Raw genomic sequence first — 23,559 nt, 5'->3', positions numbered from 1 at the left:
AGGATGCCCCACACCGCCCCCACTCCCGGCTCGCTGCGGCCGGTCGTGATCGTCGCCCTGGTCACCGCGCTATGCCTGGCCGGCGATTCGATGCTTTATATCGCCCTGCCGATCTACTGGCACGAGGTCGGCCTGGAGGCGCTCTGGCAGGTCGGCGTGCTGCTGTCGATCAACCGCCTGATCCGCCTGCCCTTCAATCCGCTGATCGGCCGCCTGTACAAGCACCTGGCACTGAAGACCGGCCTGCTCCTGGCGGTCGTCATCGGCGTGTTGAGCACCGCCGGCTACGGCCTGGCCAGCGGTTTCCTGGCCTGGGTGCTGCTGCGCGGACTGTGGGGGATCGGCTGGTCGTTCTTCCGCATCGGCGGGCTCTCGGCGGTGGTCTACTGCGCCGCCGACCACCAGCGCGGCCGCGCCATGGGCCTGTACAACGGCCTCTACCGCCTGGGCAGCCTGGTCGGCATGCTGCTCGGTGGGCTGCTGGTGCCGGTCCTCGGCCTGCCGGCGCTGGCGCTGTCCTTCGCGTTCCTGGCACCGCTCGGCCTGCCGCTGCTGGCGAAGGGTTTCGACCTGCCGGAGAGTCCCGCCGGACATGCGCGGACCTCCGCCGCAACGGCATCCACCAGCGTCGCCAGGCGCCCGCCGCCGCGCGGCCTGGTGATCCTCAGCGGCTTCGCCACCGCGCTCCTGATCCAGGGCGTACTCGCCGCCACCCTGAGCGCGCTGATCGCCCGCAGCTTCGGCACCGAGGTCAGCCTGCTCGGCCTGGCGCTCAGCGCCGCCGGCCTCTCCGGGATCATCCAGGCCCTGCGCTGGTCCTGGGAGCCCTGGCTGGCCGGGCGCTTCGGTGCCTGGTCGGATGGCCCGCGCGGGCGTCGGCGCTTCTACGTGGCTGCGCTACTGGTCGGCGCAATGGGCTTCGGCCTGCTTTCCAGCAGGCTGCCCATTCTCGCCTGGCTGGCCATCGCCCTGCTGGTGATGCTGGTCGCCACCGCCCTCACCACCCTGACCGACGCCCTCGCCGCCGACGTCGCCCGCGCCGGCGACGTGGTCGGCTTCATGACCCGCTACTCCATCGTCCAGGACCTCGGTGCCGCGCTGGGCCCGGCCCTGGCCTTCCTCCTGCTGGAGCGGCCCGGCGGCTTCGCCTGGTTGTACTGGGGCGGCTCCCTGGCGTTCCTGGTCCTGGCGTTGCTCTGGTTGCGCCGAGCGGACTCTCAGACCGGCTTGTTGACCATCAGGTAGAAGATGACCATGAAGGCGATGAAGGCCGGCCAGCCGAGGATGAACCAGGCGTTCATGTAGCGGTACGCCAGCGGTTCGATGGGCCGCGCCTCGCGCAAGGCCGCCTCGGCCATGTCGCGTACGCGGATCTGCAACCACACCACCGGTAGCCAGCAGAGCCCGGCGAACACGTAGAGGCCCAGGCTCCACAGCAACCAGCCCTGGGCCAGCGACCAGCCGGCGACATGCACCATGGCCAGGCCGCTGAGCGGCTGGAACACCGCGGTGGTGGCGATGAACAGCCAGTCGGCGGTGACCAGGTGGCGGAAGGTCACTGCGATCACCGGCAACTGCCCGCTGCGCCAGGCACGCAGGGCGTAGTAGGCCGACCCCAGGCCGGTGCCGAAAAGAATGGTCGAGGAAAGGATATGCAGGGTCTTCAGCAGCAGGTAAAGGTTCATCCACGGGCCTCCCTGGCTCTAGGTTCGTCGCCCAGCAGCCAGAGCGTGGCCACCATCAGCACGATGTTCTTGCCGACCGCCATGTAGGGGTCGTACCAGTAATGCGGCAGGATCAGGCTGATCGCCAGGCTGTAGCCAAGCATCAGCCAGAACTGCGCCAGCAGCGCGCGCCGACGCCAGCGGCGGAGCAGCAGGCCGACGCCGAGCGCGCCGTCGAGCAAGGCCCCGGCGATCACCGCCAGGCTCGCCGGCCAGCCGTGGATGCCGGCCTCGCCGAGGATCCGCAGGCCCCAGCCGTAACCCGGCCCCAGGCAGGCGACCAGGGTACCCAGCCAGATCAGCACCAGGGCCGCCAGCATCAGCGGCCGCATCAGAGCCGCCAGGCTGCGTGCCGCCTGCGGCCAGCCGAGCAGCCGACTGGCCAGCGGCGCGCAACGATAGCCGCAGGCCTCATCGAGGAGTGCCGGGTCGGCCAGGTTGTCGTGGCGCACCAGCTTCAGCATCGATGGACTCAGTGTCCGCCAGCCAGCACGCCGGCCAAACCCGCCCAACGCATCGAGAAGCGCCGCGGGCGGCACCACATAGCGGCCGCGCGGCCAACCCTGGGCGCGGCGCAGCTCGTCCAGCAGCTCGCCCTGGGTCAGCGCCTGCGGACCCACCAGCGGAATCACCTGCGCCCGCTCCGGCCAGCAGCGCAGCAAGGCCAGCACCGCGCCGACCAGGTCCTCGACATGCAGCGGTTGCAGGCGCGCGCGATTGTCCAGCAAGGGAATCAGCGGTAGCGGCGACAGGCGTTCCAGCCAGGCGCTGCTGGCGCCGCCCGGCCCCAGCAGCAGGGACGGGCGCAGCACCAGCGCCGGGATGCCCAGTTCCAGCAGGTGGCGGTCGGCCGCCGCCTTGCTGGCGAGGAAGGCCACGTCCGGGTGCGCACCGGCGCCCAGCGCGGAAATCTGCAGGACCTTCGCCCCATGGGCCGCAGCGAGGTCGAAGAGTGCTCGCGCGCCGCTGTCCTGGACGCGAGCCATGCTCGCCTCGTCGAGGCTCATGGTGCCGGCGGCGTTGATCAGCAGGTCGACCCCGGCGGGCCAGGCGAAGCTGTCCGGCCTTTCCGCAAGCCGCTCCAGGTCGAGCGCCAGCCAGCGTACGCCGGCAGGCGCATCGACCGGCGGGCGGCGCGCGGTGAGGAGCAGTTCGTGTCCGGCGGCGAGCAGCGCCGGGAGCAGGTGCCGCCCGACGAAACCTCCCGCGCCTACCAGCAGAATACGCATGCGTTCCTACAGAACCGGCGAAGGCCGGTGAAGTCCATTTCGTTGGCGTTTCAGAGCGGCTTGCTGACCATCAGTACCGCCACCGCGATGAAGCTGGCCGCACCGAGCAGGGCCATGACCAGGCCCACCTTGATCTCGCGCAGGGTCTGCTCGCCCAGCGCGGCCCCCGCCGTCTCGGCGGCGCCGGCCTGGTGCTGGACCCGCGCCAGGCGGCCGGCGAGGACCAGCCAGAAGATGCAGCCGAGCAGATAGAGGCAGGCGCCGAACAGCAGCCAGCTCTGGCCCAACGGCCAGCCGGCCAGGTGCACCAGCCACCAGCCGCTGACCGGCAGGGCCAGCAGGCTGAGCCCCAGCAGCGGCCAGCCGATCAGGCGGACCCGCTTGAAACCGCGCGCGATCCGCGCCGCGTCGCCCGTCCGCCAGCTGCGCCAGGCGTAGAACGCCAGGCCGAGCAGGCCGCCGAAGAGCAGCACGGTGGCGACTCCGTGGAGAATCTTGATCTGGAGAAAATGTTCCATCAGCGCATCCTTGTCCGTGTTCCCGGCCCGTTTGAGGGGCCGGGGGCGGGCTCAGTTCCCGAGGAAGGAGATCACCTGCCCGTGAAGCTTAGCAGCCCGCGTCGGCGAGCCGCCGCGGGTCAGCCGAGGAACAGCTGGTAGGCCGGGTTGGCGGTCTCGTCCCAGTACGGATAGCCGATCGCCTCCAGGGTCTGCGGGATCAGGTGGCGCTCGTCTTCCGGCACCTGCAACCCGGCCACCACCCGGCCGTCGGCCGCGCCATGGTTACGGTAGTGGAACATCGAGATGTTCCAGCGCCCGCCGAGCTTGGTGAGGAAGTTGAACAGCGCACCGGGCCGCTCGGGGAATTCGAAGCGGAACACCATCTCGTCGCTGACTTTCACCGCATGACCGCCGACCATGTGGCGGATGTGCAGCTTGGCCAGTTCGTTGTCGGTCAGGTCGAGGACCGGGAAGCCCTTCTCGCGCAGATAGGCCACCAGCGCCTCGCGCGGGTCGTTTTCCGGGTGGGTCTGCACGCCGACGAAGATGTGCGCCTCGCTGCCGCTGTGGTAGCGATAGTTGAACTCGGTGATCTGGCGCTTGCCGACCGCCTCGCAGAAGGCCTTGAAGCTGCCCGGCCGCTCGGGAATGGTCACCGCGATGATCGCTTCGCGGCGCTCGCCCAGTTCGGCGCGTTCGGCGACATGCCGCAGGCGATCGAAGTTGACGTTGGCGCCGGAGTCGATCGCCACCAGGGTCTGCCCCTCGGCGCGCTCGCGCTCGACGTACTTCTTGATCCCGGCCACCGCCAGCGCGCCGGCCGGCTCGGTGATCGAGCGGGTGTCGTCGTAGATGTCCTTGATCGCCGCACAGATCTCGTCGGTGCTGACGGTGATCACTTCGTCGACGTGGTCCTTGCAGATGTCGAAGGTGTGCTGGCCGATCTGTGCCACCGCCACGCCGTCGGCGAACAGCCCGACCTGGCCCAGCACCACCCGCTCGCCGGCGGCCATGGCCGCCTGCAGGCAGTTCGACTCGTCCGGCTCGACGCCGATCACCTTGATCTCCGGACGCAGGTACTTGACGTAGGCGGCGATGCCGGCGACCAATCCGCCACCGCCCACCGGGACGAAGATCGCATCGAGGCGGCCGGGCTGCTGGCGGAGGATCTCCATGGCCACGGTGCCCTGGCCGGCGATGGTGTCCGGATCGTCGTAGGGATGGACGAAGGTGTAGCCCTTCTCGTCGACCAGCTTCAGCGCGTGGGCCAGCGCCTCGGGGAAGGCGTCGCCGTGCAGCACCGCCTTGGCGCCGTGGGCGCGCACCGCCTGGACCTTGATCTCGGGGGTGGTCTTGGGCATCACGATGACCGCCCTGATCCCCTGCCGCTTGGCCGCCAGGGCCAGGCCCTGGGCGTGGTTGCCGGCCGAGGCGGCGATCACCCCGCGGGCCTTCTCCTCCTCGGTGAGCTGCGCGACCTTGTTGTAGGCGCCGCGGATCTTGAAGGAAAACACCGGCTGCAGGTCCTCGCGCTTGAGCAGGACCTGGTTGCCGAGGCGTTCGGACAACTGGCGGGCGGGTTGCAGGGGCGTTTCCACCGCGACGTCATAGACGCGCGAGGTGAGGATCTTCTTGACGTATTGTTCGAGCATCGGAGGCGGTTCGGCGGACTTCACGGAAGCCCGGAGTCTACTCCAGGCCCGCCGGGCGGACTACCGGCGTGCCGCAGGAAAACACCGCGACTGCCGGTCATCCGGGGCAAGACCGGAGGACGCCAGGCCGCTATAATTCGTCCCTTCGTATCGCAGCGGCACAGGACGTGCCGGAAACCCGCCGGGCCGCCCCGGCCGCGCGCACCCTCCGCCTGCGCCGCCGGGACGGCCGGCCAGGCAACCAGACAGGCACCCGGGATGAACCAGGATCAGCTCAAGCAGGCAGTGGCACAGGCCGCCGTCGACCACATTCTTCCGCACCTCGACAGCAAGAGCATCGTCGGCGTCGGCACAGGCTCCACCGCCAACTTCTTCATCGATGCCCTGGCCCGCCACAAGGCCGAGTTCGACGGCGCAGTGGCCAGTTCGGAGGCCACCGCCAAGCGCCTGAAGGAACATGGCATCCCGGTCTACGAGCTGAACACGGTCAGCGAGCTGGAGTTCTACGTCGACGGCGCCGACGAAAGCAACGAGCGCCTGGAGCTGATCAAGGGCGGCGGTGCCGCGCTGACCCGCGAGAAGATCGTCGCCGCGGTGGCCAAGACCTTCATCTGCATCGCCGATGCCAGCAAGCTGGTGCCCATCCTCGGCCAGTTCCCGCTGCCGGTGGAGGTCATCCCGATGGCTCGCAGCCACGTCGCCCGCCAACTGGTGAAGCTCGGCGGCGATCCGGTCTACCGCGAAGGCGTGCTGACCGACAACGGCAATATCATCCTCGACGTGCATAACCTGCGCATCGACAGCCCGGTGGAACTGGAAGAGAAGATCAACGCCATCGTCGGCGTGGTCACCAACGGCCTGTTCGCCGCCCGCCCGGCCGACCTGCTGCTGCTCGGCACCGCCGACGGCGTCAAGACCCTCAAGGCCTGAGCCCGCTCGCCCCAGGCCGATGACCGGTGCGGGGCGACACTGCAACAAAAGCGGCTACGCTGTGTCTCAGCAGACGGCTGGTCCGTTGCGATCCGCCGCACCCCGTGAACAAGGAGCTAGACATGGCAGCCAAATTCCATCTGAAGAAAGCGAAAGACGGCCAGTTCCACTTCAACCTGCATGCCGCCAACGGCGAGATCATTCTCACCAGCGAACTGTACAAGGCCAAGGACTCGGCGCTCGGCGGCATCGAGTCGGTGCGCAAGAACTCCCAGCGCGACGGTGCCTTCGAGGTCAAGCCGGCCAACAACGGCAAGTTCCACTTCGTGCTCAAGGCCACCAATGGCCAGGTCGTCGGCCAGAGCCAGCTCTATGCCAGCCAGGCCAACGCCGAAGCCGGCGTGCAGTCGGTGAAGCGCGCAGCGCCGGAAGCCGGTCTCAGCGACGAAAGCTGAGGCCTGGCGGCGCCTGTGCCGAGGCACAAGCGCCGCCCATCCACCTCTGCATTCCCTTCCGCGGTTACTTCCCGTCCCAGGAGTTGAACGCAGCGCCCCATTTTCAGGCTCGCAAGTAACACTCCCGGCCGCTGCCTCTCTCTGCTTCGCCGTCCAAGCCGCTGCCAGTTACAACGTAGCGACACCTCAGGTCGCCCAGGCGTCAATTCGTGCTCCAGAGACATGAAACGGTCCGCATCCTGCTTTCCGCGGCGCGAGCATCATTCGATGCACCATCGTACCGACACAGAGGAAAGTGCCGTGTTCAAACCATTAGCTGTCGCTGTAGGCCTGGGATGTGCTGCGCTGTCGTTGGGTGCCAACGCCTATCAATACGGGGAATACGCCGGGGAGACCCTGGAGCGCCTGATCACCGACTACCCGGGCCGCTATCGCGGCACCGCCAGCTTCGCCGGCGCCAGCGAACTGATGCAGTCGCGCCTGGGCTTCGGCTACCAGACCAGTCGCCAGGACTTCACCTGGGCCGGCAACCGCAGTTCGCAGAACGTCATCGCCTCGGCGCCCGGCAGCAGCGGGAAGTTCCTGGTACTCGGCGCGCACTACGACACCTACTACGGTCGCCCGACCCTGCAGGGCCTGGACGATAACGCCTCGGGCGCGGCGGTGCTCACCGAGATCGCCCGCAACCTCGGCGGCATCGCCCTGGAGAACGGCCTCGAGGTGGTCGGTTTCGGCGCCGAGGAGGAAGGCCTGCGCGGTTCGCGTGCCTACGTCGAGTCCCTCGACGCCAGCCAGCGCGCCAACCTGCTGGGAATGATCAACCTCGACAGCCTGGTCACCGGCGACAAGATGTACGCCCATGCCGGCTCCAACAGCGTGTCCAACCCGGCCCTCGGCGCCTACCGCGAACAGATCCTGCGCATCGCCCGCGAGCTGGACATCCCGCTGTTCACCAACCCCGGCCTGAACGCCGAATACCCGGCGGGTACCGGCTGCTGCAGCGACGGCGAAAGCTTCAACGGGATGGACATCCCGGTGTTGTTCATCGAGGCGACCAACTGGGAACTGGGCGACCTGGACGGCTACGAGCAGACCGACAACCCGGCGATTCCCGGCGGCTCAACCTGGCACGACCCGGCCGAGGACAACAAGGAAGTACTGACCAACGCCCTCGGCCAGGAGCGCATCGAGCAACGCATGCGCGACTTTTCCCGCCTGCTGACGCGCCTGGTGCTGGAGCTGACCAACGCCGACCTGCTGGCCTCCACCGCCTCCGGCGGCGCCCTGGCGCGGCAGATGGAAGACCAGTTGCAGCGCCAGCACCAGGCACTGACCCGCCTGCACGACCGCCGCTGGCTGACCCTGCTCGGCAGCAACCGGCCGGTAGGCAGCTTCGACGGCGAGGTGGGCGCGGAGGGCGAGGTCTCGCCGGACAGCGGTTTCGACATGCCTGGCGATCCGGAGTCCAGGCGCGCCGGCGTGCATCTGCTCGGCGACTACCGCTACAGCGAGGCCCTGACCCTCGGCGGCAGCCTGGCCTTCCAGCGCAGCCGCGACAAGCTGGACCATGGCGGGCGCATCGAGGGCGACACCTGGCAGCTCGGCCTGTTCGGCCTGTACAACGACGGCGGTCCGGAATGGCTGGCCGGCGAGCTGAACCTCGGGCATACCCGCTACGACAGCAAGCGTTCGGTCTACCTCCAGGCCGCCGGCGGGCCGGTGCTGCTCGACCAGCGTCTGTCGGGCGACACCTCGGCCTGGTCCTGGGGCGCCCGGCTGGAAGGCGGCTATGACTTCAGCTTCGGCGAACTGCGGAGCGGGCCGCTGGCCGGTCTCGACTACATGCGCTACCGCATCGACGACTTCCGCGAGGACGAGGCCCTGCGTACCGCACTCGGCTACGAGAAGCAGGACTACGACTCGCTGGAGGCGAGTCTCGGCTGGCGCCTGCGCGGCGAGCTGGCGCTGGGCGCGAGAATGCGCCTGCAACCCTACGCCAGCCTGCGCTGGGTCCGCGAGCTGGCGGACGGACGCCTGGAGGACATGGACCTGACCAGCCGCGGCGACGGGCGTGTCCGGGTCGCCGACATGGGCGGCGTGGACAAGGATTTCGGCCGCGCCCAGCTTGGCGCGCAACTGGCGATCACCGAGCAGCTCGGGGTCTTCGCCGAAGCCAACAGCCGCTTCGCCCACAGCGAAGGCAACCAGGCGGGCTATTCGCTCGGGGTGAACTGGCAGTTCTGAGCGGGCCAGGGGACGCTCCTGCCGTCCCCGCATCCGCGTCAGGGCTGCGCCGGCTCGTCCTTGCTGAACACGTAGAACAGGTTCGGTTCGCTGACCAGGTAGAGCACGCCACGGTCGTCCATCGCCACGCCCTCGGCCTGCGGCACGCTGCGCTTCAGGCCGTGCATGCCGCGCAGCAGCGACAGGGTGCTGACCGGCTCGCCGTCGGTGTCCAGCTCGACTACCAGACGCGACTCGTCGGACAACGCCAGCAGGTGCCCGGTGCCCTCGTCGAACTGCAGGCTGGACAGGTCGCGGACGAACAGGCGCTTGTCGCGCCCGGGGTCGTCCACCACGTGCACGGCGAACGGTTTGTCCGCCTGGGTGTGGGGGAAACCGTGGATCTCGTAGATGCGCACCGGGTCGCGCTCCTTGGCGACGAACAGGCGCTTGCCCTCGGCGTCGTAGGCCAGCCCCTCGAAACCCTTGTTGCCGTTGAGGCCGATACCCAGCGAAAGCTGCTGGGCATCGGCAGCGTCGATGAAGCGCGTATCGTCCTCCAGGCGCACCTTGACCAGGCGTTGCTGGCGCTCGTCGGTGATCACGTAGACACCGCGGCTGATGTACTCGATGGCCTCGGCGTCGCCGAAGCCGGTCAGCGGGATGGTCCGCAGTACCTTGCCCTGCAAGGACAGCTCGATGATCTGCGCCGGCTGGTTGGTCACGGTGAACAGGGTGCGCCGGTCGGGATCGAAGGTCAGCGCGGAAACGTCGTCGTTCAACCCCTCGATGGGCTGCGCCTCGATCCGCACGCGGTAGTCCGGCAGCCATATCGAGCGCTCTTTCCAGGCATCGGCGTGACGCCACTCCTGGACAGCGAACCAGGCCCGGTCGAAGACGCGGAAGCTCTGGCCGAGAAGGACCAGCGCGGTCAGCGCGACCAGCAGGACGGCCAGCAGCAGACGGCGAGGCGTAAAAGCTCGGGACATTGAAAACGGCTCGGGAGTTTGGGCGTGGATAGTCATAGCATAGAGCCTGTACGCTGTATGGAAACGGGCTGCGCCCGACCTTTCCTACGCAAGCTACGGCTCCAGGCTGAAGCCAAGCTTAAAGTCAGCCAGCCGCCCGGGCGACTCGGACAGGTCCGAGTTTCCTGTCCGAAAGAGACGACAAGAGAGCATCCGCAGTCTTCTTCCAGCGCCACCAGATTGGCCTGTTCGATCCCTTATTGGCCGCATCTATCGTTCTGCGCCCGCGGCGCCCCGGTCATTATCGAACCGCAGCAGGTGAAGCGGGCCCCAGAAACCGCAAAACCTCAACAATAACAACTGCTTGACTGCATGGAATTCAGCATGACCAGCGCGATAGCCATCGAGCGGATCTGCATGGAATTCGGTACCCCCGGCCAAGGCCTGAAGGCCCTTGACGATGTGTCCCTGGATATCCACGCCAACGAATTCTTCACCCTCCTCGGCCCTTCCGGCTGCCGCAAGACCACCCTCCTCCGCCTCATCGCCGGCTTCGAACAGCCCAGTTCCGGCAGCATCCGCCTCTATGGCGAACGCATGGAAGGCCTGCCGCCGTTCCGCCGCCCGGTCAACACGGTGTTCCAGAGCTATGCGCTGTTCCCGCACATGAGCGTCGCCGAGAACATCGGCTTCGGCCTGGAGATGCAGGGCCGCCCGCGCAGCGAGATCGGCGCCACCGTGAGCCGCATGCTCGAGCTGGTGAAGCTGCCGGAGGTCGGCAAGCGCCGCGCCGACCAGTTGTCCGGTGGCCAGCAGCAACGCATCGCCCTGGCCCGCGCGCTGGCCAGCCGGCCCAAGGTGCTGCTGCTCGACGAGTCGCTGTCGGCGCTGGACCTGAAGCTGCGCAAGGAAATGCAGATCGAGCTGAAGCGCCTGCAGCACGAGACCGGGATCACCTTCATCTTCGTCACCCATGACCAGGAGGAAGCGCTGACCATGTCCGACCGCATCGCGGTGATGAGCAAGGGCAAGGTGCTGCAGGTCGGCACACCCAGCGACATCTACGAGGCGCCGCTGAACCGGGCGGTCGCCGACTTCATCGGCGAAACCAACTTCCTCGAGGGCCAGGCCGACGCCGACGGCGTGCGCCTGGCGGACGGCCAGCGGCTGGCCGCGACGACCCCGGGCAGCGGCGCGGTGACCCTGGCGATCCGCCCGGAGCGCACCGAACTGGCCGCCGACGGCCAGTTGGAAGGCGTGCTGGAAAACATCGTCTATGTCGGCACCGATACCGTCTACCACCTGAACGTGGCCGGCCAGCCGGGCTTCCGCGTGCGCCAGCAGAACCGCGACGGCGCACGCTGCCCGCACAGTCCGGGGGCGAAGGTGCGGGTGCGGATTCCCGCCGCCGCCATCCGGGTGCTCGCCGAATGAGCACCGCCGGGCGACCTACCGCGCAACAGTCGGCCGAACGCCGGCAGCTGCGTCGGCGCCTGCTGCTGAGCAGCCCGGCGATGCTGATGCTGGTGCTGTTCCTGGTGATCCCGCTGGGCATCATGTTCGCCGTGTCGATCCAGCAATCCGGCGACTACGGCGGAGTGAAATGGGGCCAGCACAGCCTGGAGGCCTACCTCAATTTCCTCTGGGAACGCGACCTGGACGACAGCCTGGTGTTCAACGCCGACTACCTGGGCATCTTCCAGCGCTCGTTCTGGCTGTCGCTGCTGACCACCCTCGGCTGCCTGGCACTCGGCTTCCCCACCGCGCTGTACCTGGCGTTGCAGCCGGAACGCCGGCGCAACCTGCTGCTGTTCCTGGTCACCGTGCCGTTCTGGACCAACCTGCTGGTGCGGGTCTACGCCTGGATCCTGCTGCTGCGCAACGGCGGGCTGGTGGACGCCGGCCTGCAAGGCATCGGCCTGACCGACACCGGGCTGGGGCTGCTCTATACCGACAACGCGGTGATCATCGGCCTCCTTTATACCTACCTGCCGTTCATGGTGCTGCCGATCTACACCAGCCTGGAAAAGATGGACTGGCGCCTGGTGGAGGCGGCATTCGACCTCGGCGCCAACCGCTGGAAAGCGCTGCGCCGGGTGATCGTGCCGCTGGCGATGCCGGGGATAGTCGCCGGCTGCATCCTGGTATTCATCCCGGCCCTGGGCAGCTACATCATTCCGGAATTGCTCGGCGGCGGTAAGGCGCTGATGATCGGCAACCTGATCCAGCTGCAATTCGGTACCGCGCACAACTGGCCCTTCGGCGCCGCCCTTTCGTTCGCCCTGCTGGCCTTCGTCCTGCTGGCGATGCTGATCCACAACCTGCGCTTCCGGGCCAACGCCGGCGGAGGCCAGCCATGAACGGCCGCAATCCACTCTGGACCTTCAGCGGAGTGCGCCAGGCCGCCTGGCTGTTCTTCGCCTTCCTCTACATCCCGATCCTGGTGCTGGTAGCGCTCAGCTTCAACAGCGGCCAGTCGGCGACGCTCTGGGAAAGCTTCAGCCTGAAATGGTACGCGGTGGTGGCCAACGATCCGGAAATCCTCCGCGCGGCGAAGAACTCGCTGATCGTCGCCACCCTCGCCACCCTGGCCTCGACCGTCCTGGCCACCCTCGCCGCGCTGGGCATGCGTGGTCGCGCCTTCCGCGGACAGACCCTGATGAACGGCGTGCTCGGCCTGCCGCTGCTGGTGCCGGAGATCGTCACCGCGGTGGCGACCCTGATGTTCTTCTCCTTCATCGGCCTGAAGCTGTCGTTGTTCACCATCCTCATCGCCCACATCGTGTTCTGCATCCCCTTCGCCTACCTGCCGATCCGCGCCCGCCTGGAGGGCCTGGACCCGCGCCTGGCGGAGGCCGCCGCCGACCTCTACGCCTCGCCGTGGAAGGCCTTCTGGAAAATCACCCTGCCGCTGCTGATGCCCGGCGTGCTGTCCGGGGCGATGCTCGCGTTCATCATCTCGATGGACGATTTCGTCATCACCTATTTCGTCGCCGGCGCCGGCGCAACCACCCTGCCGGTGTACATCTTCAGCTCCATCCGCATGGGCATATCCCCGAAGATCAATGCGATTTCATCGATCATCCTCATGATTTCCATCGCCTTCGTCGCCCTGTCGTACTACCTCGGCCAACGCCGCCGCTGAGAACCTGCCTCCACGAAGAAAAAACAGAAGATCGCCAGGAGTCCACCATGACCTACCGCACACCGCTCACCCTGCTCTTCGCCGCCGGTCTAGCCCTGGGCGGCCAGGCTCGCGCCGAAGGCACCCTGCACTTCGCCAACTGGTCGGACTACTACCCGCCGGAGTTGCTGAAGAAGTTCGAGAAGGACACCGGGATCAAGGCCACCCTCGACGCCTACGACAGCAACGAGACGCTGCTGGCCAAGCTCAAGGCCGGAGGCGGCGCCTACGACGTGGTGGTGCCGTCGGACAGTTTCATAGAAATATTCGTCAAGGAGGGGCTGCTGCAAAAGCTCGACAAGAGCCAGTTGCCGAGCCTGGGCAATCTGAAGGAAAACTTCCGGACCCTTGGCTTCGATCCCGGCCACGACTACAGCATTCCCTATCTCTGGGGCACCACCGGCTACAGCTACGATACGGCGAAGGTGCCGGGCGGCAGGCTGGAAGAAAGCTGGAAGCCGTTCTTCGAACCACCAGCCGAGCTGAAAGGCAAGGTGGTGGCTCTGAACTCCATCGAGGAACTGTTCATTCCCGCCACCTACTACCTCGGCATCGACGAATGCACCGAGGACGCCAGGGAAGCGCAGAAGGTCCTCGACCTGCTGCTCAGGCAAAAGCCGGCGCTGGCCATGTACAACAGCGACGGCACCATCGAGCGCATGGCCGCCGGCGAGGTCGCCATGCACCAGCAGTGGAACGGCGCCTTCCACCGCGCCCACGCCCAACGCGCCAGCCTCGAATACGTCTATCCGAAGGAAGGCATCCGGCTGTTCATCGACAACTTCGCGATTCCGCGCGACGCCAGCAACGTCAAGGAAGCCCACGTCTTCATCGACTGGATGATGCGCCCGGAGAACATCGCCGCCGCCTCCAACTTCGCCAAGTACAACAACGCCATCGTCGGCTCGGAGAAATTCATGGAGAAGGCGCTGTTCGACGACCCGGCGATCAACACCCCGCAGGACAAGCTCGACCGCCTGAAGCCGTTCAAGCTCTGCTCGCCGAAAGCCCTGGCGTTGCGCAGCAAGGTCTGGACCAAGCTTAAGAAATGATCGACGCGGCGCTGGCGGCCAGCTCGCGCCAGCGCTGGCCGGCCAGCCAGTTTGGCCATCTCGATCCCTTTTTGACCGTCTACAGGGTTCTCCCCGGCGAAACCGGATTGCTAGAGTCGAACCGCGCCCTCCTCGAGGGGTCGCCCGGAGCCGCGGAAACGGCGCCGGCAGAGCCCAAGGGAACCTCGCGACCGCGAGCTAGAAATCCAACAAGAACGCTTCCTGAGAACGCCATGAACACTATCGACGCCCCAACGCCCGTGCCCGCACACGCCGCGTGCCCTCTCGTCACTGCCATTTCCACCGACCCGACGGAAACCCCAGCGGTTTTCCACTAGCCCGTCCATTCACCCGGCGCAGGAAAGGTCCGCCCACGCGGCCGCCTGCGGGATCGATACGGCATTTCGCGAGGAGCGGAACATGGCCAGCCAACGCAACAACGGCATCCTCATCGGCGGCAAGCGCCCCGAGTACGTCCACAGCGCCCAGGGCACCGGCCTGCGGCGCATCCTCGGGCTCCCCGCCCTGGTCTTCTTCGGGCTGGTCTACATGGTTCCGCTGACCATGTTCACCACCTACGGGGTAGTCACCGAGATCACCGGCGGTCGCACCGCCAGCGCCTACCTGATCACCCTGGCGGCGATGCTCTTCACCGCCTTTTCCTACAGCTTCATGGTGAAGAAATATCCCATCGCCGGCTCGGCCTATTCCTATACCAGCCTCAGCTTCGGCCCCTGCGTCGGCTTCCTCGCCGGCTGGTCGCTGCTGCTCGACTACCTGTTCCTGCCGATGATCAACTACCTGCTCATCGGCCTGTTCCTCAACATCGCCTTCCCGATGGTGCCGGCCTGGGTCTTCGTGCTCGCGGCGATCGGCCTGGTCACCGTGCTCAACGTGATCGGCATCAGCTCGGTGGCCGGCATGAGCAACGTGATCGTCGGCGCCCAGTTCGTCTTCGCCGTGGTGTTCGTCGCCATGGCGGTCAAGCACCTGGCCGGCATCCCCTCGCTGGACCTGAGCCTGCCCTTCGTCGGCGACGGCAGCCAGCCGGGCTTCGCCCCGTTGATGGCCGGCGCGGCGGTGCTGTGCCTGTCGTTCCTCGGCTTCGACGCGGTCTCGACCCTGGCCGAGGAAACCCGCGATCCGCAACGCGACATCCCGCGCGCCATCGTCATCACCACGGTCGGCGCCGGCCTGCTGTTCACCGTGCTGGCGGTCTTCAGCCAACTGGTGTTCCCCGGCAGCGTATTCCAGGACGCCGAGTCGGCGGCCAACGAAGTGATGCTGGCGGCCGGCGGCAAGTACCTCGCCAGCTTCTTCACCGCCGCCTACGTCGCCGGCGCCGCCGGCTCGGCACTGGCCTCGCAGGCCTCGGTGTCGCGCATCCTCTACAGCATGGGCCGCGACGGCATCCTGCCGCGGCGCGTGTTCGGCAGCCTCTCGGAGCGCTTCAAGACGCCAGTGATCGCGATCCTGGTGGTCTCGGTGATTTCCCTGCTGGCGGTGGTCATCGACCTCACCACCCTGGCCTCGATGATCAGCTTCGGCGCGCTGGTGGCGTTCTCCGCGGTGAACCTGGCGGTGATCCGCAGCTACCTGCTGCTCGACGGCCGCCGCGCCCCGCGCGACCTGCTGCGCTACGGGCTGGTGCCGGCCATCGGCCTGGGCCTGACCCTGTGGCTGTGGACCAGCCTCTCGGCGCTGACCCTGGTGATCGGCCTGACCTGGTTCGCCGCCGGCCTCGCCTACCTGGCGTTGCATACCGGCGGTTTCCGCCGCAAGGCGCCGACCGTGACCTTCTCCGAACAGAACTGAGCCCGGGAGCCCGACATGCTGACCATCTACAGCGACGACCATCGCCTGCACCACGGCCGGCACGAACTGATCGGCGGCCAGTTCACCCCCTGCTTCGAAAAACCCAGCCGCGCCGACATGGTCCTCGACCGCGTGAAGGCCGTCGGCCTCGGCGAAGTCCGCGCACCGCGCGACTTCGGCCTGGAACCGATCCGCCGGGTGCACAGCGAGGGTTTCGTGCGTTTCCTGCAGAACGCCTGGCAGGACTGGCTGGCCACCGGCCGCAGCCACGACATGCTGCCGATCGCCTGGCCGACCCGGCGCCTGCGGCAGACGGAGCCGGACAACATCGACGGTCGCCTCGGCTACTACTCCTTCGACGCCGGCGCGCCGATCACCGCCGGGACCTGGCAGGCGATCACCAGTTCGGCCAACGTCGCCCTCAGCGGCCAGTCCGAACTCGCCAACGGCGCGCGCTCGGTATTTTCGCTCTGTCGCCCGCCGGGCCACCACGCCGCGGCCGACTACATGGGCGGCTATTGCTTCTTCAACAATGCCGCCATCGCCGCCCAGGCCTTCCTCGACCGGGGCGCCGGGCGGGTGGCGATCCTCGACGTCGACTACCACCATGGCAACGGCACCCAGGACATCTTCTACGACCGCGCCGATGTGCTGTTCACCTCGATCCACGGCGATCCGCGCTTCGAATACCCCTATTTCCTCGGCTACGCCGACGAGAAGGGCAACGGCGTCGGCACCGGCTACAACTTCAACTACCCACTGACGGCCGGCAGCGACTGGGCGACCTGGAGCCAGGCGCTGCAGGCGGCGATCCGGCAGATCCAGGCCTATGCGGCGGACGTCCTGATCGTTTCCCTGGGGGTGGATACCTTCAAGGAGGACCCGATTTCCCAGTTCCGCCTGGACAGCCCCGACTACCTGCGCATGGGCGAAGCCATCGGCAAGCTCGGCCTGGCCACGCTGTTCGTGATGGAGGGAGGCTACGCGGTGGAGGAAATCGGGATCAACGCGGTGAACGTGCTACAGGGTTTCGAAGGGGTTCACCGGTAAGCCCGCCCGCAACTTCGCCCGGTCGGAACGCGAAACGGCCCGCCTCCCGGAAGAGAGGCGGGCCGTTTCGATTCAGGGCCTTACTTGATCACTTCGACGAACTCGACGTCGATCTCGCGGCCGACCAGGTCGCGGTCGACTTCGCCGGTCAGCTTGACCCGGGTCTTGTCGTTGATTTCCATCGGCGGGAAGTCTTCGTCGTCGATCTCGACCTTCATGCTGCCGGTGGCGTCGCGGAACTCGTAGATGTCGCCCTTGATGCGCTTGACGATGGTGCCCTGAAGGACCACCGGGGTGTCGTCGGCAGCTTCCAGCGCGGCCTTCACCGTGGTGGTGGTCGGGGTAGCGCCCGGGCCGGTATAGCCAGCGGCCAGGGTGACGGTGGAGAACAGGCCGATGGCAGCGATGAGGGGCAGGTGACGAAGTTTCATGGGTAACGCCTCGTAGTTGGTTTCGATGGGTCCAGGCTACGAAGCCTTGCTGAAACCAGGCTTAATCGGCGCTTAAGCGAAGCTTAATCGGCATCGCTGGTGGCCAGGCGCTCGCCGCTCTTCTTGCGGAACACGTAGAACAGGTTCGGCTCGCTGACCATGTAGATGGTGCCCTCGTCGTCGATGGCCACCCCTTCGGCGCGCGGGATCTTGCTGTCCAGGCCGTTGAAGCCGCCGAGCAGGCTGATGAAGCTGACCGGCTCGCCCTTCTCGTCCAGCTCCAGCAGCAGATGCGATTCGGCCGACAGCACCAGGGTATGGCCGGTACGCGGGTCGACGCTGAGCGCCGAGACGTTGCGCATGTAAAGGTCGTCGCTCGGCAGCGCGGTCATCGCCCCGCTCAGGCTCGGCCCGCCGTCGCTCTTCCAACTGAACAGGGTCATCGGATCGCGCTCCTTGCTCAGCAACAGACGCTGCTGGCGCGGATCCCAGGCGATGCCCTCGAAGCCCTTGTTCTTCTTGCCGATATTGCCCAGCGGGAATTCGGCCAGGCTCTTGGTGCTCAGCTCGGCGGTCTGCGGGTCGACATGGAAGATGGTCAGGGTATTGCGGCGCTCGTCGGTCACCGCGACGTTGCCGTTCTCCAGCACCGCCACGCCTTCGGGATTGCTCAGGCCGAGCAGCGGGATGGTGCGCAGCACGTCGCCGGTGAGCGACAGCTCCACCAGCAGCGGCCGCTTGCCGGTAACGGTGAACAGGGTCCTGGTTGCCGGGTTGTAGGCCAGGTCCGAGGTTTCTTCCTCCTCCAGGCCCTGCAACGGCTTGGCGTCGATCACCACCCGATAGCCCGGCAGCCAGATGCTTTCGTCGCGCTGCTGCTGGCTGGCCTGGCTTTCCTTCCACCAAAGGCCGGCGCGATCGTCCCAATGCATGACGATGGTCAGCACCACGCCGACGAGCACGACGAACGCCGGCAGCAGCCAGCGGAAACGGGGAAGCTTGGAGGCAAGGGACATGGGCGAGGCTCGACTGTTTGGCCAGGTGTTTTCTTGGGCGTCGCCATGAAAGGGCATTGCCCCCGGCCTGTCAATCGAAGCGTCGGCCAGCCGACCGACAGTCGCTTCCGCTGCCGGCGCTAGGGAAGTCGGCCGCCCCCGGCGGCCGCAGCGGTTCAGAGCACGCGGGTCTCGAAACGGCTGGCGCCCGGCAATTCGAGCAGCAACTCGTCGCCGCTGTTCAGCGGCCCGACCCCGGACGGCGTGCCGGTCAGCACCACATCGCCGGCCTGTAGCGAGAAATGCCCGGCGATGTGCTGGATCAGCGGCACGATCGGATTGAGCATGTCGCGGCTGTTGCCGTCCTGGCGCACCTCGCCGTTGATGGTCAGGCGGATGCCGATGTCGGTCGGGTCGGGAAACTGGTCGGCGTTCACGAACGGCGACAGCACGCCGGCGCCATCGAAGCTCTTTGCCAGCTCCCAGGGTAGGCCCTTTTCCTTCAGCTTCGCCTGGACCTCGCGCAAGGTCAGGTCCAGCGCCGGCGCATAGCCGGAGATCGCGTCGAGGACCTCCTCGCGGTTCGGCTTGCGCGACAGCGGCTTGCCGATCAGCACGGCGATTTCCGCCTCGTAGTGTACCGAGCCGCGCTCCTGCGGCAGGCTCAGCCCGCCGCTCACCGGCACCACGCAGGAGCCGGGCTTGATGAACAGCAGCGGCTCGGTGGGAACCGGGTTGTTCAGTTCCTTGGCGTGTTCGGCGTAGTTGCGCCCGACGCAGACCAGCTTGCCCAGGGGGAAGTGGATCGGGGTGCCGTCGATATATTGATGCTGGTAACTCATTCACCGACTCCTGAACGGGTGGAAAGGCATCCGTGGCGCCCGCCACAGACGAGAAGGGCCGGATGACCGGCCCTCTGCGTTGCGAAACCTGCTACTCGGCGAAGATCTTGCCGGGATTCATGATCCCGTTGGGGTCGAACACCGCCTTCAGTGCCTTCATATAGGCAATTTCGGTTTCCGAGCGGGTGTAGGTCAAGTAGTCGCGCTTGGTCATGCCCACGCCATGCTCGGCGGAAATCGAGCCGTTGTACTTCTCGACGGTCTCGAACACCCACTTGTTGACGGTCGCGCACCTGGCGAAGAACTCGTCCTTGCCGAGGTTTTCCGGCTTGAGGATGTTCAGGTGCAGGTTGCCGTCGCCGATGTGGCCGAACCACACCACCTCGAAGTCCGGGTAGTTGGCCTCGACGATGGCGTCGATGTCCTTGAGGAAGGCGGGCACCCGGGAAACCGTGACCGAGATGTCGTTCTTGTACGGCGTCCAGTGGGAGATGGTCTCGGAGATGTACTCGCGCAGCTTCCACAGGTTCTGCAACTGCTGCTCGCTCTGGCTCATCACCCCGTCCAGCACCCAGCCCTGCTCGACGCAGTGCTCGAAGGTGGCCAGCGCCTCGTTGGCGACTTCCTCGGTGGTCGCCTCGAACTCCAGCAGGGCGTAGAACGGGCAGTCGGTTTCGAACGCCCGTGGTACATCGCCACGGGCCAGGACCTTGGCCAGGGCCTTGTCGGAGAAGAATTCGAAGGCGGTCAGGTCGAGCTTGCTCTGGAAGGAATGCAGCACCGGCATGATCGAGTCGAAGTCGGGCGTGCCGAGGACCATAGCGGTGAGGTTCTTCGGCGTGCGCTCCAGGCGCATGGTCGCCTCGACCACGAAGCCCAGGGTGCCTTCGGCGCCGATGAACAGCTGGCGCATGTCGTAGCCGGTGGCGTTCTTGATCAGGTCCTTGTTCAGCTCGAGCAGGTCGCCCTTGCCGGTGACGACCTTCATCCCGGCCACCCAGTTACGGGTCATGCCGTAGCGAATGACCTTGATTCCGCCGGCATTGGTGCCGATATTGCCACCGATCTGGCTGGAGCCGGAAGAAGCGAAATCAACCGGGTAGTACAGGCCGTTTTCCTCGGCGAAGGTCTGCAGTTGCTTGGTAACCACGCCGGGCTGGCAGACCACGGTGCGGTCGAAGGCATTGAAGTCGAGTATCCGGTTCATGTAGTCGAAGGCCACCACGACTTCGCCGTTGGCCGCCACGGCCGCGGCGGAGAGCCCGGTACGGCCGCCCGACGGGACCAGACCGACCTTGTGCTGGTTGGCCCAGCGGACGATCGCCTGGACCTGCTCGACGCTCTTGGGGAACACGATGGCCAGCGGCGCAGGGGCGAAATGCTTGGTCCAGTCCTTGCCGTAGGCGTCCAGGGAGGCGGCGTCGTCGAGCAGCTTGCCAGGCTCGACCAGGGGCTTGAGCGATTCGATCAGGGCTTCGCGGGTCATTCGGGAACTCTCAAATGATTCATGGTCGCCCTGAGAACAACTCAGGTCGCAACCGGGCAAGGAAAAGGGAGAACATGCTAGCATACGCCCCCCGCGCTTAGTGCCTCTGGGCGCCGAGTTGCGGGTGCCGGCCAGCGCCGGCCGGACCCGCTTCGCGCAGTTCGCTTTCCAGCCACTTCCTCCGGGACAACAGGTTTACGCAGATGAGCAAGACCTCTCTCGACAAGAGCAAGATCAAGTTCCTTCTTCTCGAAGGTGTCCACCAGAACGCCGTGGACACGCTGAAGGCCGCCGGCTACACCAACATCGAGTACCTCAAGACCGCGCTTTCCGGCGATGAGCTGAAGGAAAGGATCGCCGATGCGCACTTCATCGGCATTCGCTCCCGCACCCAGCTGACCGAAGAGGTCTTCGACTGCGCGAAGAAACTGATCGCGGTCGGCTGCTTCTGCATAGGCACCAATCAGGTCGACCTCAACGCCGCTCGCGAACGCGGTATCGCCGTGTTCAACGCGCCCTACTCGAACACCCGCTCTGTGGCTGAGCTGGTACTGGCCGAGGCGATCCTGCTGCTGCGCGGCATCCCGGAAAAGAACGCTTCCTGCCATCGCGGCGGCTGGATCAAGAGCGCGGCGAACTCCTTCGAGATCCGTGGCAAGAAGCTCGGCATCGTCGGCTACGGTTCGATCGGCACCCAGCTCTCGGTACTCGCCGAGGCCCTGGGCATGCAGGTGTTCTTCTACGACACCGTGACCAAGCTGCCGCTGGGCAACGCGGTGCAGATCGGCAGCCTGCACGAGCTGCTGGGCATGTCCGACATCGTCTCGCTGCACGTTCCCGAACTGCCCTCCACCCAGTGGATGATCGGCGAGAAGGAAATCCGCGCGATGAAGAAGGGCGGCATCCTGATCAACGCCGCGCGCGGCACCGTGGTCGAGCTGGACCACCTGGCCGCCGCGATCAAGGATGAGCACCTGATCGGCGCCGCCATCGACGTGTTCCCGGTCGAGCCGAAATCCAACGACGAGGAATTCGCCAGCCCGCTGCGTGGCCTGGACCGGGTGATCCTGACCCCGCACATCGGCGGCTCCACCGCCGAGGCACAGGCCAACATCGGCCTGGAAGTGGCGGAGAAGCTGGTCAAGTACAGCGACAACGGCACCTCGGTGTCCTCGGTCAACTTCCCCGAAGTGGCCCTGCCGTCGCACCCGGGCAAGCACCGCCTGCTGCACATCCACGCCAACATCCCCGGCGTGATGAGCGAGATCAACAAGGTCTTCGCCGACAACGGCATCAACGTTTCCGGCCAGTACCTGCAAACCAACGATAAGGTCGGCTACGTGGTGATCGACGTCGACGCCGAGTACTCCGACCTGGCCCTGGAGAAACTCCAGCAGGTCAACGGCACCATCCGTAGCCGCGTGCTGTTCTAAGGCAGCGTCCGGCGGAAAGGAAAAAGGAGGCCCAGCGGCCTCCTTTTTTCGTTTCCGTCACTTGACGGTAACGGTGATCTTCTCCGACTCCACGGTCGGCTCCAGCGGCACGTGGTTCTTGTCGCCCACCAGCAGTTGCAGGGTGTGCTTGCCCGGCGGCAGGGTGATCTCGGTTTCGGTCTGGCCCTTGCCGAAGTGGCGGATGTTGTCGGTCATCGGCAGCGGCAGGTTCATCGCCGGCTGCTCCTTCAGGTCCACCAGCAGGTGATGGTGGCCGGTATCCGGCATGTCGACGCCGGCCGGCGCCACGCCCATGCCTTTCAGGCCGAATTTCACGGTGAAGGTCTTGTCGACGGTTGCACCATCGGCCGGCGTGATGAAATACACTTTCGCCCCTTCGGGCGCCTTAGTCCGAGGCAGGTCGGCAGCCATCAGGCTGGCGGATGCGCCGAACATCAGGGCGGCTAGACCGAGGCAAGGCAATGTCACTCTCATGGGAGTCTCCTGTTTTCACTTCCGTTAGCACCCGGGAAACGCCACTGGACGGAATTTCCCCGGCACTCTTCGTGCCTTCCGAATCAGGGAAAGGCATCGCTGGCACAGCGATTTTCACTGCGAAGCCCGTGGTAGAGCGGCGCTCGCGCACATAATCCGGGTCAATGCCCGCAACCCCTGGAAAGACCGCATGCAACCCAGTAGGTTCGCGATTGTCCAGGACGCGGGCCCGGCTAAGCTGAACGAACAGCATAGGCCCGACCGACGTTCATTCCCACCCGAGGAGTACTACATGCGATTTCTGCCCCGCCTGCTGATGCTGGTATCCCTGGCCGCCCCGCTGGCCCATGCCGAGCTGCTCGACGACGTCCACCAGCGCGGCGCCCTGCGCATCGCCCTGGAGGGCACCTATCCGCCGTTCAACTTCAAGCAGGGTGGCAAGCTCACCGGCTTCGAGACCGAACTGGGCGAACTGCTGGCCGCCGAGCTGGAGGTCAAGCCGGAATTCGTCACCACCGAATGGAGCGGCATCCTCGCCGGCCTGCAGAGCGGCAAGTACGACATCGCGCTGAACCAGGTCTCGGTGAACGAGCAGCGGCGCAAGGTCTTCGACTTCAGCGAGCCGTACACCATCTCCAGCGCCCAGTTGATCGTGCGCGCCGACGACACCCGCCAGTTCAGGTCGCTGGAAGACCTCAAGGGCCTCAAGCTCGGCGTCGGCCAGGGCACCAACTACGCCGACCTGGCGAAGTCGGTGGCCGGGATCAACGTGCGCACCTATCCGGGCGCCCCGGAATACCTGCAGGACCTGGCCAGCAAGCGTATCGACGCGGCGCTCAACGACCGCCTGCTGATCCCCTTCGCCATCCGCGAGGCCAAGCTCCCGGTCAAGCCCGGCGCGGCGGTGGGACCGGTGGCGAACATGGCGATTCCCTACCGGAAGAACAACCCGAAGTTCGGCGAGGCGCTGAGCGCGGCGCTGGAGAAGATCAAGGCCGACGGCCGCTTCGCCAAGCTCTCGGAAAAGTGGTTCGGCCTGGACGTCAGCCAGCCGCCGAAGTGAGTTCCCGCCCGAACGGGGGAAGCGGCCGCGTC

Annotated in this window: 22 protein-coding genes; 12 read left to right on the top strand and 10 right to left on the bottom strand. The window is 66.4% G+C overall.

Features of this window, described 5'->3' with window-relative positions; genetic code table 11:
* Positions 1–3 precede the first annotated feature (3 nt).
* Positions 4–1,245, top strand: a complete 1,242-nt coding sequence (locus LT948_RS11950) for an MFS transporter (protein WP_073657425.1) — start codon at positions 4–6, stop codon at positions 1,243–1,245.
* On the opposite strand, the gene LT948_RS11945 is transcribed toward LT948_RS11950, so the two are convergent.
* The 4 genes from LT948_RS11945 to ilvA form a co-directional block, all read right to left on the bottom strand.
* Positions 1,218–1,685 carry a DUF2269 family protein gene (locus tag LT948_RS11945; protein WP_003084393.1) on the bottom strand — a complete coding sequence of 156 codons (468 nt, stop codon included), beginning with the start codon at positions 1,683–1,685 and terminating at the stop codon, positions 1,218–1,220. The two genes, LT948_RS11950 and LT948_RS11945, sit on opposite strands and share 28 nt — an antisense overlap.
* Positions 1,682–2,953, bottom strand: a complete 1,272-nt coding sequence (locus LT948_RS11940) for an SDR family oxidoreductase (protein ID WP_023092296.1) — start codon at positions 2,951–2,953, stop codon at positions 1,682–1,684. Before LT948_RS11940 ends, LT948_RS11945 begins: the two co-directional genes overlap by 4 nt.
* A gap of 50 nt (positions 2,954–3,003) precedes the next feature.
* Positions 3,004–3,471 carry a DUF2269 domain-containing protein gene (locus LT948_RS11935; RefSeq protein ID WP_003084389.1) on the bottom strand — a complete coding sequence of 156 codons (468 nt, stop codon included), beginning with the start codon at positions 3,469–3,471 and terminating at the stop codon, positions 3,004–3,006.
* Positions 3,472–3,590: 119 nt separating this feature from the next.
* The gene (gene ilvA, locus LT948_RS11930; RefSeq protein WP_017001827.1) at positions 3,591–5,129 is read right to left on the bottom strand and encodes a threonine ammonia-lyase, biosynthetic; all 1,539 of its coding nucleotides are present in this window, start codon (positions 5,127–5,129) and stop codon (positions 3,591–3,593) included.
* A gap of 234 nt (positions 5,130–5,363) precedes the next feature.
* On the opposite strand from ilvA, the gene rpiA reads away from it, so the two are divergent.
* The 3 genes from rpiA (at position 5,364) to LT948_RS11915 (ending at position 8,734) form a co-directional block, all read left to right on the top strand.
* The gene (gene rpiA / locus LT948_RS11925) at positions 5,364–6,035 is read left to right on the top strand and encodes a ribose-5-phosphate isomerase RpiA (protein WP_003084386.1); all 672 of its coding nucleotides are present in this window, start codon (positions 5,364–5,366) and stop codon (positions 6,033–6,035) included.
* Positions 6,036–6,157: 122 nt separating this feature from the next.
* Positions 6,158–6,490 carry a YegP family protein gene (locus tag LT948_RS11920; protein ID WP_003110581.1) on the top strand — a complete coding sequence of 111 codons (333 nt, stop codon included), beginning with the start codon at positions 6,158–6,160 and terminating at the stop codon, positions 6,488–6,490.
* A 300-nt stretch (positions 6,491–6,790) separates the two neighbouring features.
* Complete coding sequence (locus LT948_RS11915; RefSeq protein ID WP_004364986.1) at positions 6,791–8,734, top strand: autotransporter outer membrane beta-barrel domain-containing protein; 1,944 nt, start codon at positions 6,791–6,793, stop codon at positions 8,732–8,734.
* A 38-nt stretch (positions 8,735–8,772) separates the two neighbouring features.
* Here LT948_RS11915 and LT948_RS11910 read toward each other — a convergent pair whose 3' ends face one another.
* Positions 8,773–9,738, bottom strand: coding sequence for an SdiA-regulated domain-containing protein (locus LT948_RS11910; protein ID WP_004364984.1), 966 nt, complete (start codon positions 9,736–9,738; stop codon positions 8,773–8,775).
* Between the two features lie 327 nt (positions 9,739–10,065).
* On the opposite strand from LT948_RS11910, the gene LT948_RS11905 reads away from it, so the two are divergent.
* The 6 genes from LT948_RS11905 (at position 10,066) to aphB (ending at position 16,782) form a co-directional block, all read left to right on the top strand.
* Positions 10,066–11,115 carry an ABC transporter ATP-binding protein gene (locus LT948_RS11905; protein ID WP_218816339.1) on the top strand — a complete coding sequence of 350 codons (1,050 nt, stop codon included), beginning with the start codon at positions 10,066–10,068 and terminating at the stop codon, positions 11,113–11,115.
* Positions 11,112–12,041, top strand: coding sequence for an ABC transporter permease (locus LT948_RS11900; protein WP_003110577.1), 930 nt, complete (start codon positions 11,112–11,114; stop codon positions 12,039–12,041). The genes LT948_RS11905 and LT948_RS11900 overlap by 4 nt, the downstream gene beginning before the upstream one ends.
* Complete coding sequence (locus tag LT948_RS11895) at positions 12,038–12,826, top strand: ABC transporter permease (RefSeq protein WP_003084366.1); 789 nt, start codon at positions 12,038–12,040, stop codon at positions 12,824–12,826. Before LT948_RS11900 ends, LT948_RS11895 begins: the two co-directional genes overlap by 4 nt.
* A gap of 47 nt (positions 12,827–12,873) precedes the next feature.
* Positions 12,874–13,917: an ABC transporter substrate-binding protein gene (locus tag LT948_RS11890; protein ID WP_003084365.1), complete on the top strand. Its 1,044-nt coding sequence runs from the start codon at positions 12,874–12,876 to the stop codon at positions 13,915–13,917.
* 420 nt (positions 13,918–14,337) lie between these two features.
* Positions 14,338–15,732, top strand: coding sequence for an APC family permease (locus tag LT948_RS11885; protein WP_023092294.1), 1,395 nt, complete (start codon positions 14,338–14,340; stop codon positions 15,730–15,732).
* Positions 15,733–15,747: 15 nt separating this feature from the next.
* Positions 15,748–16,782, top strand: coding sequence for an acetylpolyamine amidohydrolase AphB (aphB, locus tag LT948_RS11880; protein ID WP_023092293.1), 1,035 nt, complete (start codon positions 15,748–15,750; stop codon positions 16,780–16,782).
* Positions 16,783–16,862: 80 nt separating this feature from the next.
* Here the strand turns inward: aphB and LT948_RS11875 are convergent, their stop codons facing one another.
* From LT948_RS11875 to LT948_RS11860, 4 genes are all read right to left on the bottom strand, one after another.
* Positions 16,863–17,213 (bottom strand): NirD/YgiW/YdeI family stress tolerance protein, encoded by a 351-nt coding sequence (locus tag LT948_RS11875; protein ID WP_003084357.1) that lies wholly within the window; start codon positions 17,211–17,213, stop codon positions 16,863–16,865.
* Between the two features lie 83 nt (positions 17,214–17,296).
* Positions 17,297–18,286: an SdiA-regulated domain-containing protein gene (locus LT948_RS11870; RefSeq protein WP_003121726.1), complete on the bottom strand. Its 990-nt coding sequence runs from the start codon at positions 18,284–18,286 to the stop codon at positions 17,297–17,299.
* A 98-nt stretch (positions 18,287–18,384) separates the two neighbouring features.
* Entirely contained in the window at positions 18,385–19,050 is a 666-nt protein-coding gene (locus tag LT948_RS11865; protein WP_003110705.1) for a fumarylacetoacetate hydrolase family protein, read from the bottom strand.
* Between the two features lie 91 nt (positions 19,051–19,141).
* Complete coding sequence (locus tag LT948_RS11860; protein ID WP_033995105.1) at positions 19,142–20,536, bottom strand: FAD-binding oxidoreductase; 1,395 nt, start codon at positions 20,534–20,536, stop codon at positions 19,142–19,144.
* 203 nt (positions 20,537–20,739) lie between these two features.
* Here LT948_RS11860 and serA point away from each other — a divergent pair, with 203 nt between their 5' ends.
* Positions 20,740–21,969: a phosphoglycerate dehydrogenase gene (serA, locus tag LT948_RS11855; protein ID WP_003084348.1), complete on the top strand. Its 1,230-nt coding sequence runs from the start codon at positions 20,740–20,742 to the stop codon at positions 21,967–21,969.
* Positions 21,970–22,026: 57 nt separating this feature from the next.
* Here the strand turns inward: serA and LT948_RS11850 are convergent, their stop codons facing one another.
* Positions 22,027–22,464, bottom strand: coding sequence for a DUF4399 domain-containing protein (locus LT948_RS11850; RefSeq protein ID WP_003084345.1), 438 nt, complete (start codon positions 22,462–22,464; stop codon positions 22,027–22,029).
* A gap of 292 nt (positions 22,465–22,756) precedes the next feature.
* On the opposite strand from LT948_RS11850, the gene LT948_RS11845 reads away from it, so the two are divergent.
* The gene (locus tag LT948_RS11845) at positions 22,757–23,527 is read left to right on the top strand and encodes a cystine ABC transporter substrate-binding protein (RefSeq protein WP_033995108.1); all 771 of its coding nucleotides are present in this window, start codon (positions 22,757–22,759) and stop codon (positions 23,525–23,527) included.
* Positions 23,528–23,559: the final 32 nt, after the last annotated feature.

This window comes from Pseudomonas sp. CP-1 (genome assembly GCF_021213715.1).
In the GTDB taxonomy this organism is placed as follows: domain Bacteria; phylum Pseudomonadota; class Gammaproteobacteria; order Pseudomonadales; family Pseudomonadaceae; genus Pseudomonas; species Pseudomonas aeruginosa.
The sequence above is the reverse complement of the archived record's forward strand: the minus strand, read 5'-3'. Positions and strand labels throughout refer to the sequence as shown.

Bases quoted from the DNA above. Each gene is read 5' to 3' on its own strand.
- LT948_RS11885 (WP_023092294.1), top strand. From the start codon at position 14,338: ATGGCCAGCCAACGCAACAACGGCATCCTCATCGGCGGCAAGCGCCCC.
- aphB (WP_023092293.1), top strand. From the start codon at position 15,748: ATGCTGACCATCTACAGCGACGACCATCGCCTGCACCACGGCCGGCAC.
- LT948_RS11940 (WP_023092296.1), bottom strand. From the start codon at position 2,953: ATGCGTATTCTGCTGGTAGGCGCGGGAGGTTTCGTCGGGCGGCACCTG.
- LT948_RS11895 (WP_003084366.1), top strand. From the start codon at position 12,038: ATGAACGGCCGCAATCCACTCTGGACCTTCAGCGGAGTGCGCCAGGCC.
- LT948_RS11920 (WP_003110581.1), top strand. From the start codon at position 6,158: ATGGCAGCCAAATTCCATCTGAAGAAAGCGAAAGACGGCCAGTTCCAC.
- LT948_RS11850 (WP_003084345.1), bottom strand. From the start codon at position 22,464: ATGAGAGTGACATTGCCTTGCCTCGGTCTAGCCGCCCTGATGTTCGGC.
- LT948_RS11945 (WP_003084393.1), bottom strand. From the start codon at position 1,685: ATGAACCTTTACCTGCTGCTGAAGACCCTGCATATCCTTTCCTCGACC.
- serA (WP_003084348.1), top strand. From the start codon at position 20,740: ATGAGCAAGACCTCTCTCGACAAGAGCAAGATCAAGTTCCTTCTTCTC.
- LT948_RS11870 (WP_003121726.1), bottom strand. From the start codon at position 18,286: ATGCCCTTTCATGGCGACGCCCAAGAAAACACCTGGCCAAACAGTCGA.
- LT948_RS11905 (WP_218816339.1), top strand. From the start codon at position 10,066: ATGACCAGCGCGATAGCCATCGAGCGGATCTGCATGGAATTCGGTACC.
- LT948_RS11845 (WP_033995108.1), top strand. From the start codon at position 22,757: ATGCGATTTCTGCCCCGCCTGCTGATGCTGGTATCCCTGGCCGCCCCG.
- rpiA (WP_003084386.1), top strand. From the start codon at position 5,364: ATGAACCAGGATCAGCTCAAGCAGGCAGTGGCACAGGCCGCCGTCGAC.
- LT948_RS11875 (WP_003084357.1), bottom strand. From the start codon at position 17,213: ATGAAACTTCGTCACCTGCCCCTCATCGCTGCCATCGGCCTGTTCTCC.
- LT948_RS11890 (WP_003084365.1), top strand. From the start codon at position 12,874: ATGACCTACCGCACACCGCTCACCCTGCTCTTCGCCGCCGGTCTAGCC.
- LT948_RS11860 (WP_033995105.1), bottom strand. From the start codon at position 20,536: ATGACCCGCGAAGCCCTGATCGAATCGCTCAAGCCCCTGGTCGAGCCT.
- LT948_RS11935 (WP_003084389.1), bottom strand. From the start codon at position 3,471: ATGGAACATTTTCTCCAGATCAAGATTCTCCACGGAGTCGCCACCGTG.
- LT948_RS11950 (WP_073657425.1), top strand. From the start codon at position 4: ATGCCCCACACCGCCCCCACTCCCGGCTCGCTGCGGCCGGTCGTGATC.
- LT948_RS11910 (WP_004364984.1), bottom strand. From the start codon at position 9,738: ATGACTATCCACGCCCAAACTCCCGAGCCGTTTTCAATGTCCCGAGCT.
- LT948_RS11865 (WP_003110705.1), bottom strand. From the start codon at position 19,050: ATGAGTTACCAGCATCAATATATCGACGGCACCCCGATCCACTTCCCC.
- LT948_RS11900 (WP_003110577.1), top strand. From the start codon at position 11,112: ATGAGCACCGCCGGGCGACCTACCGCGCAACAGTCGGCCGAACGCCGG.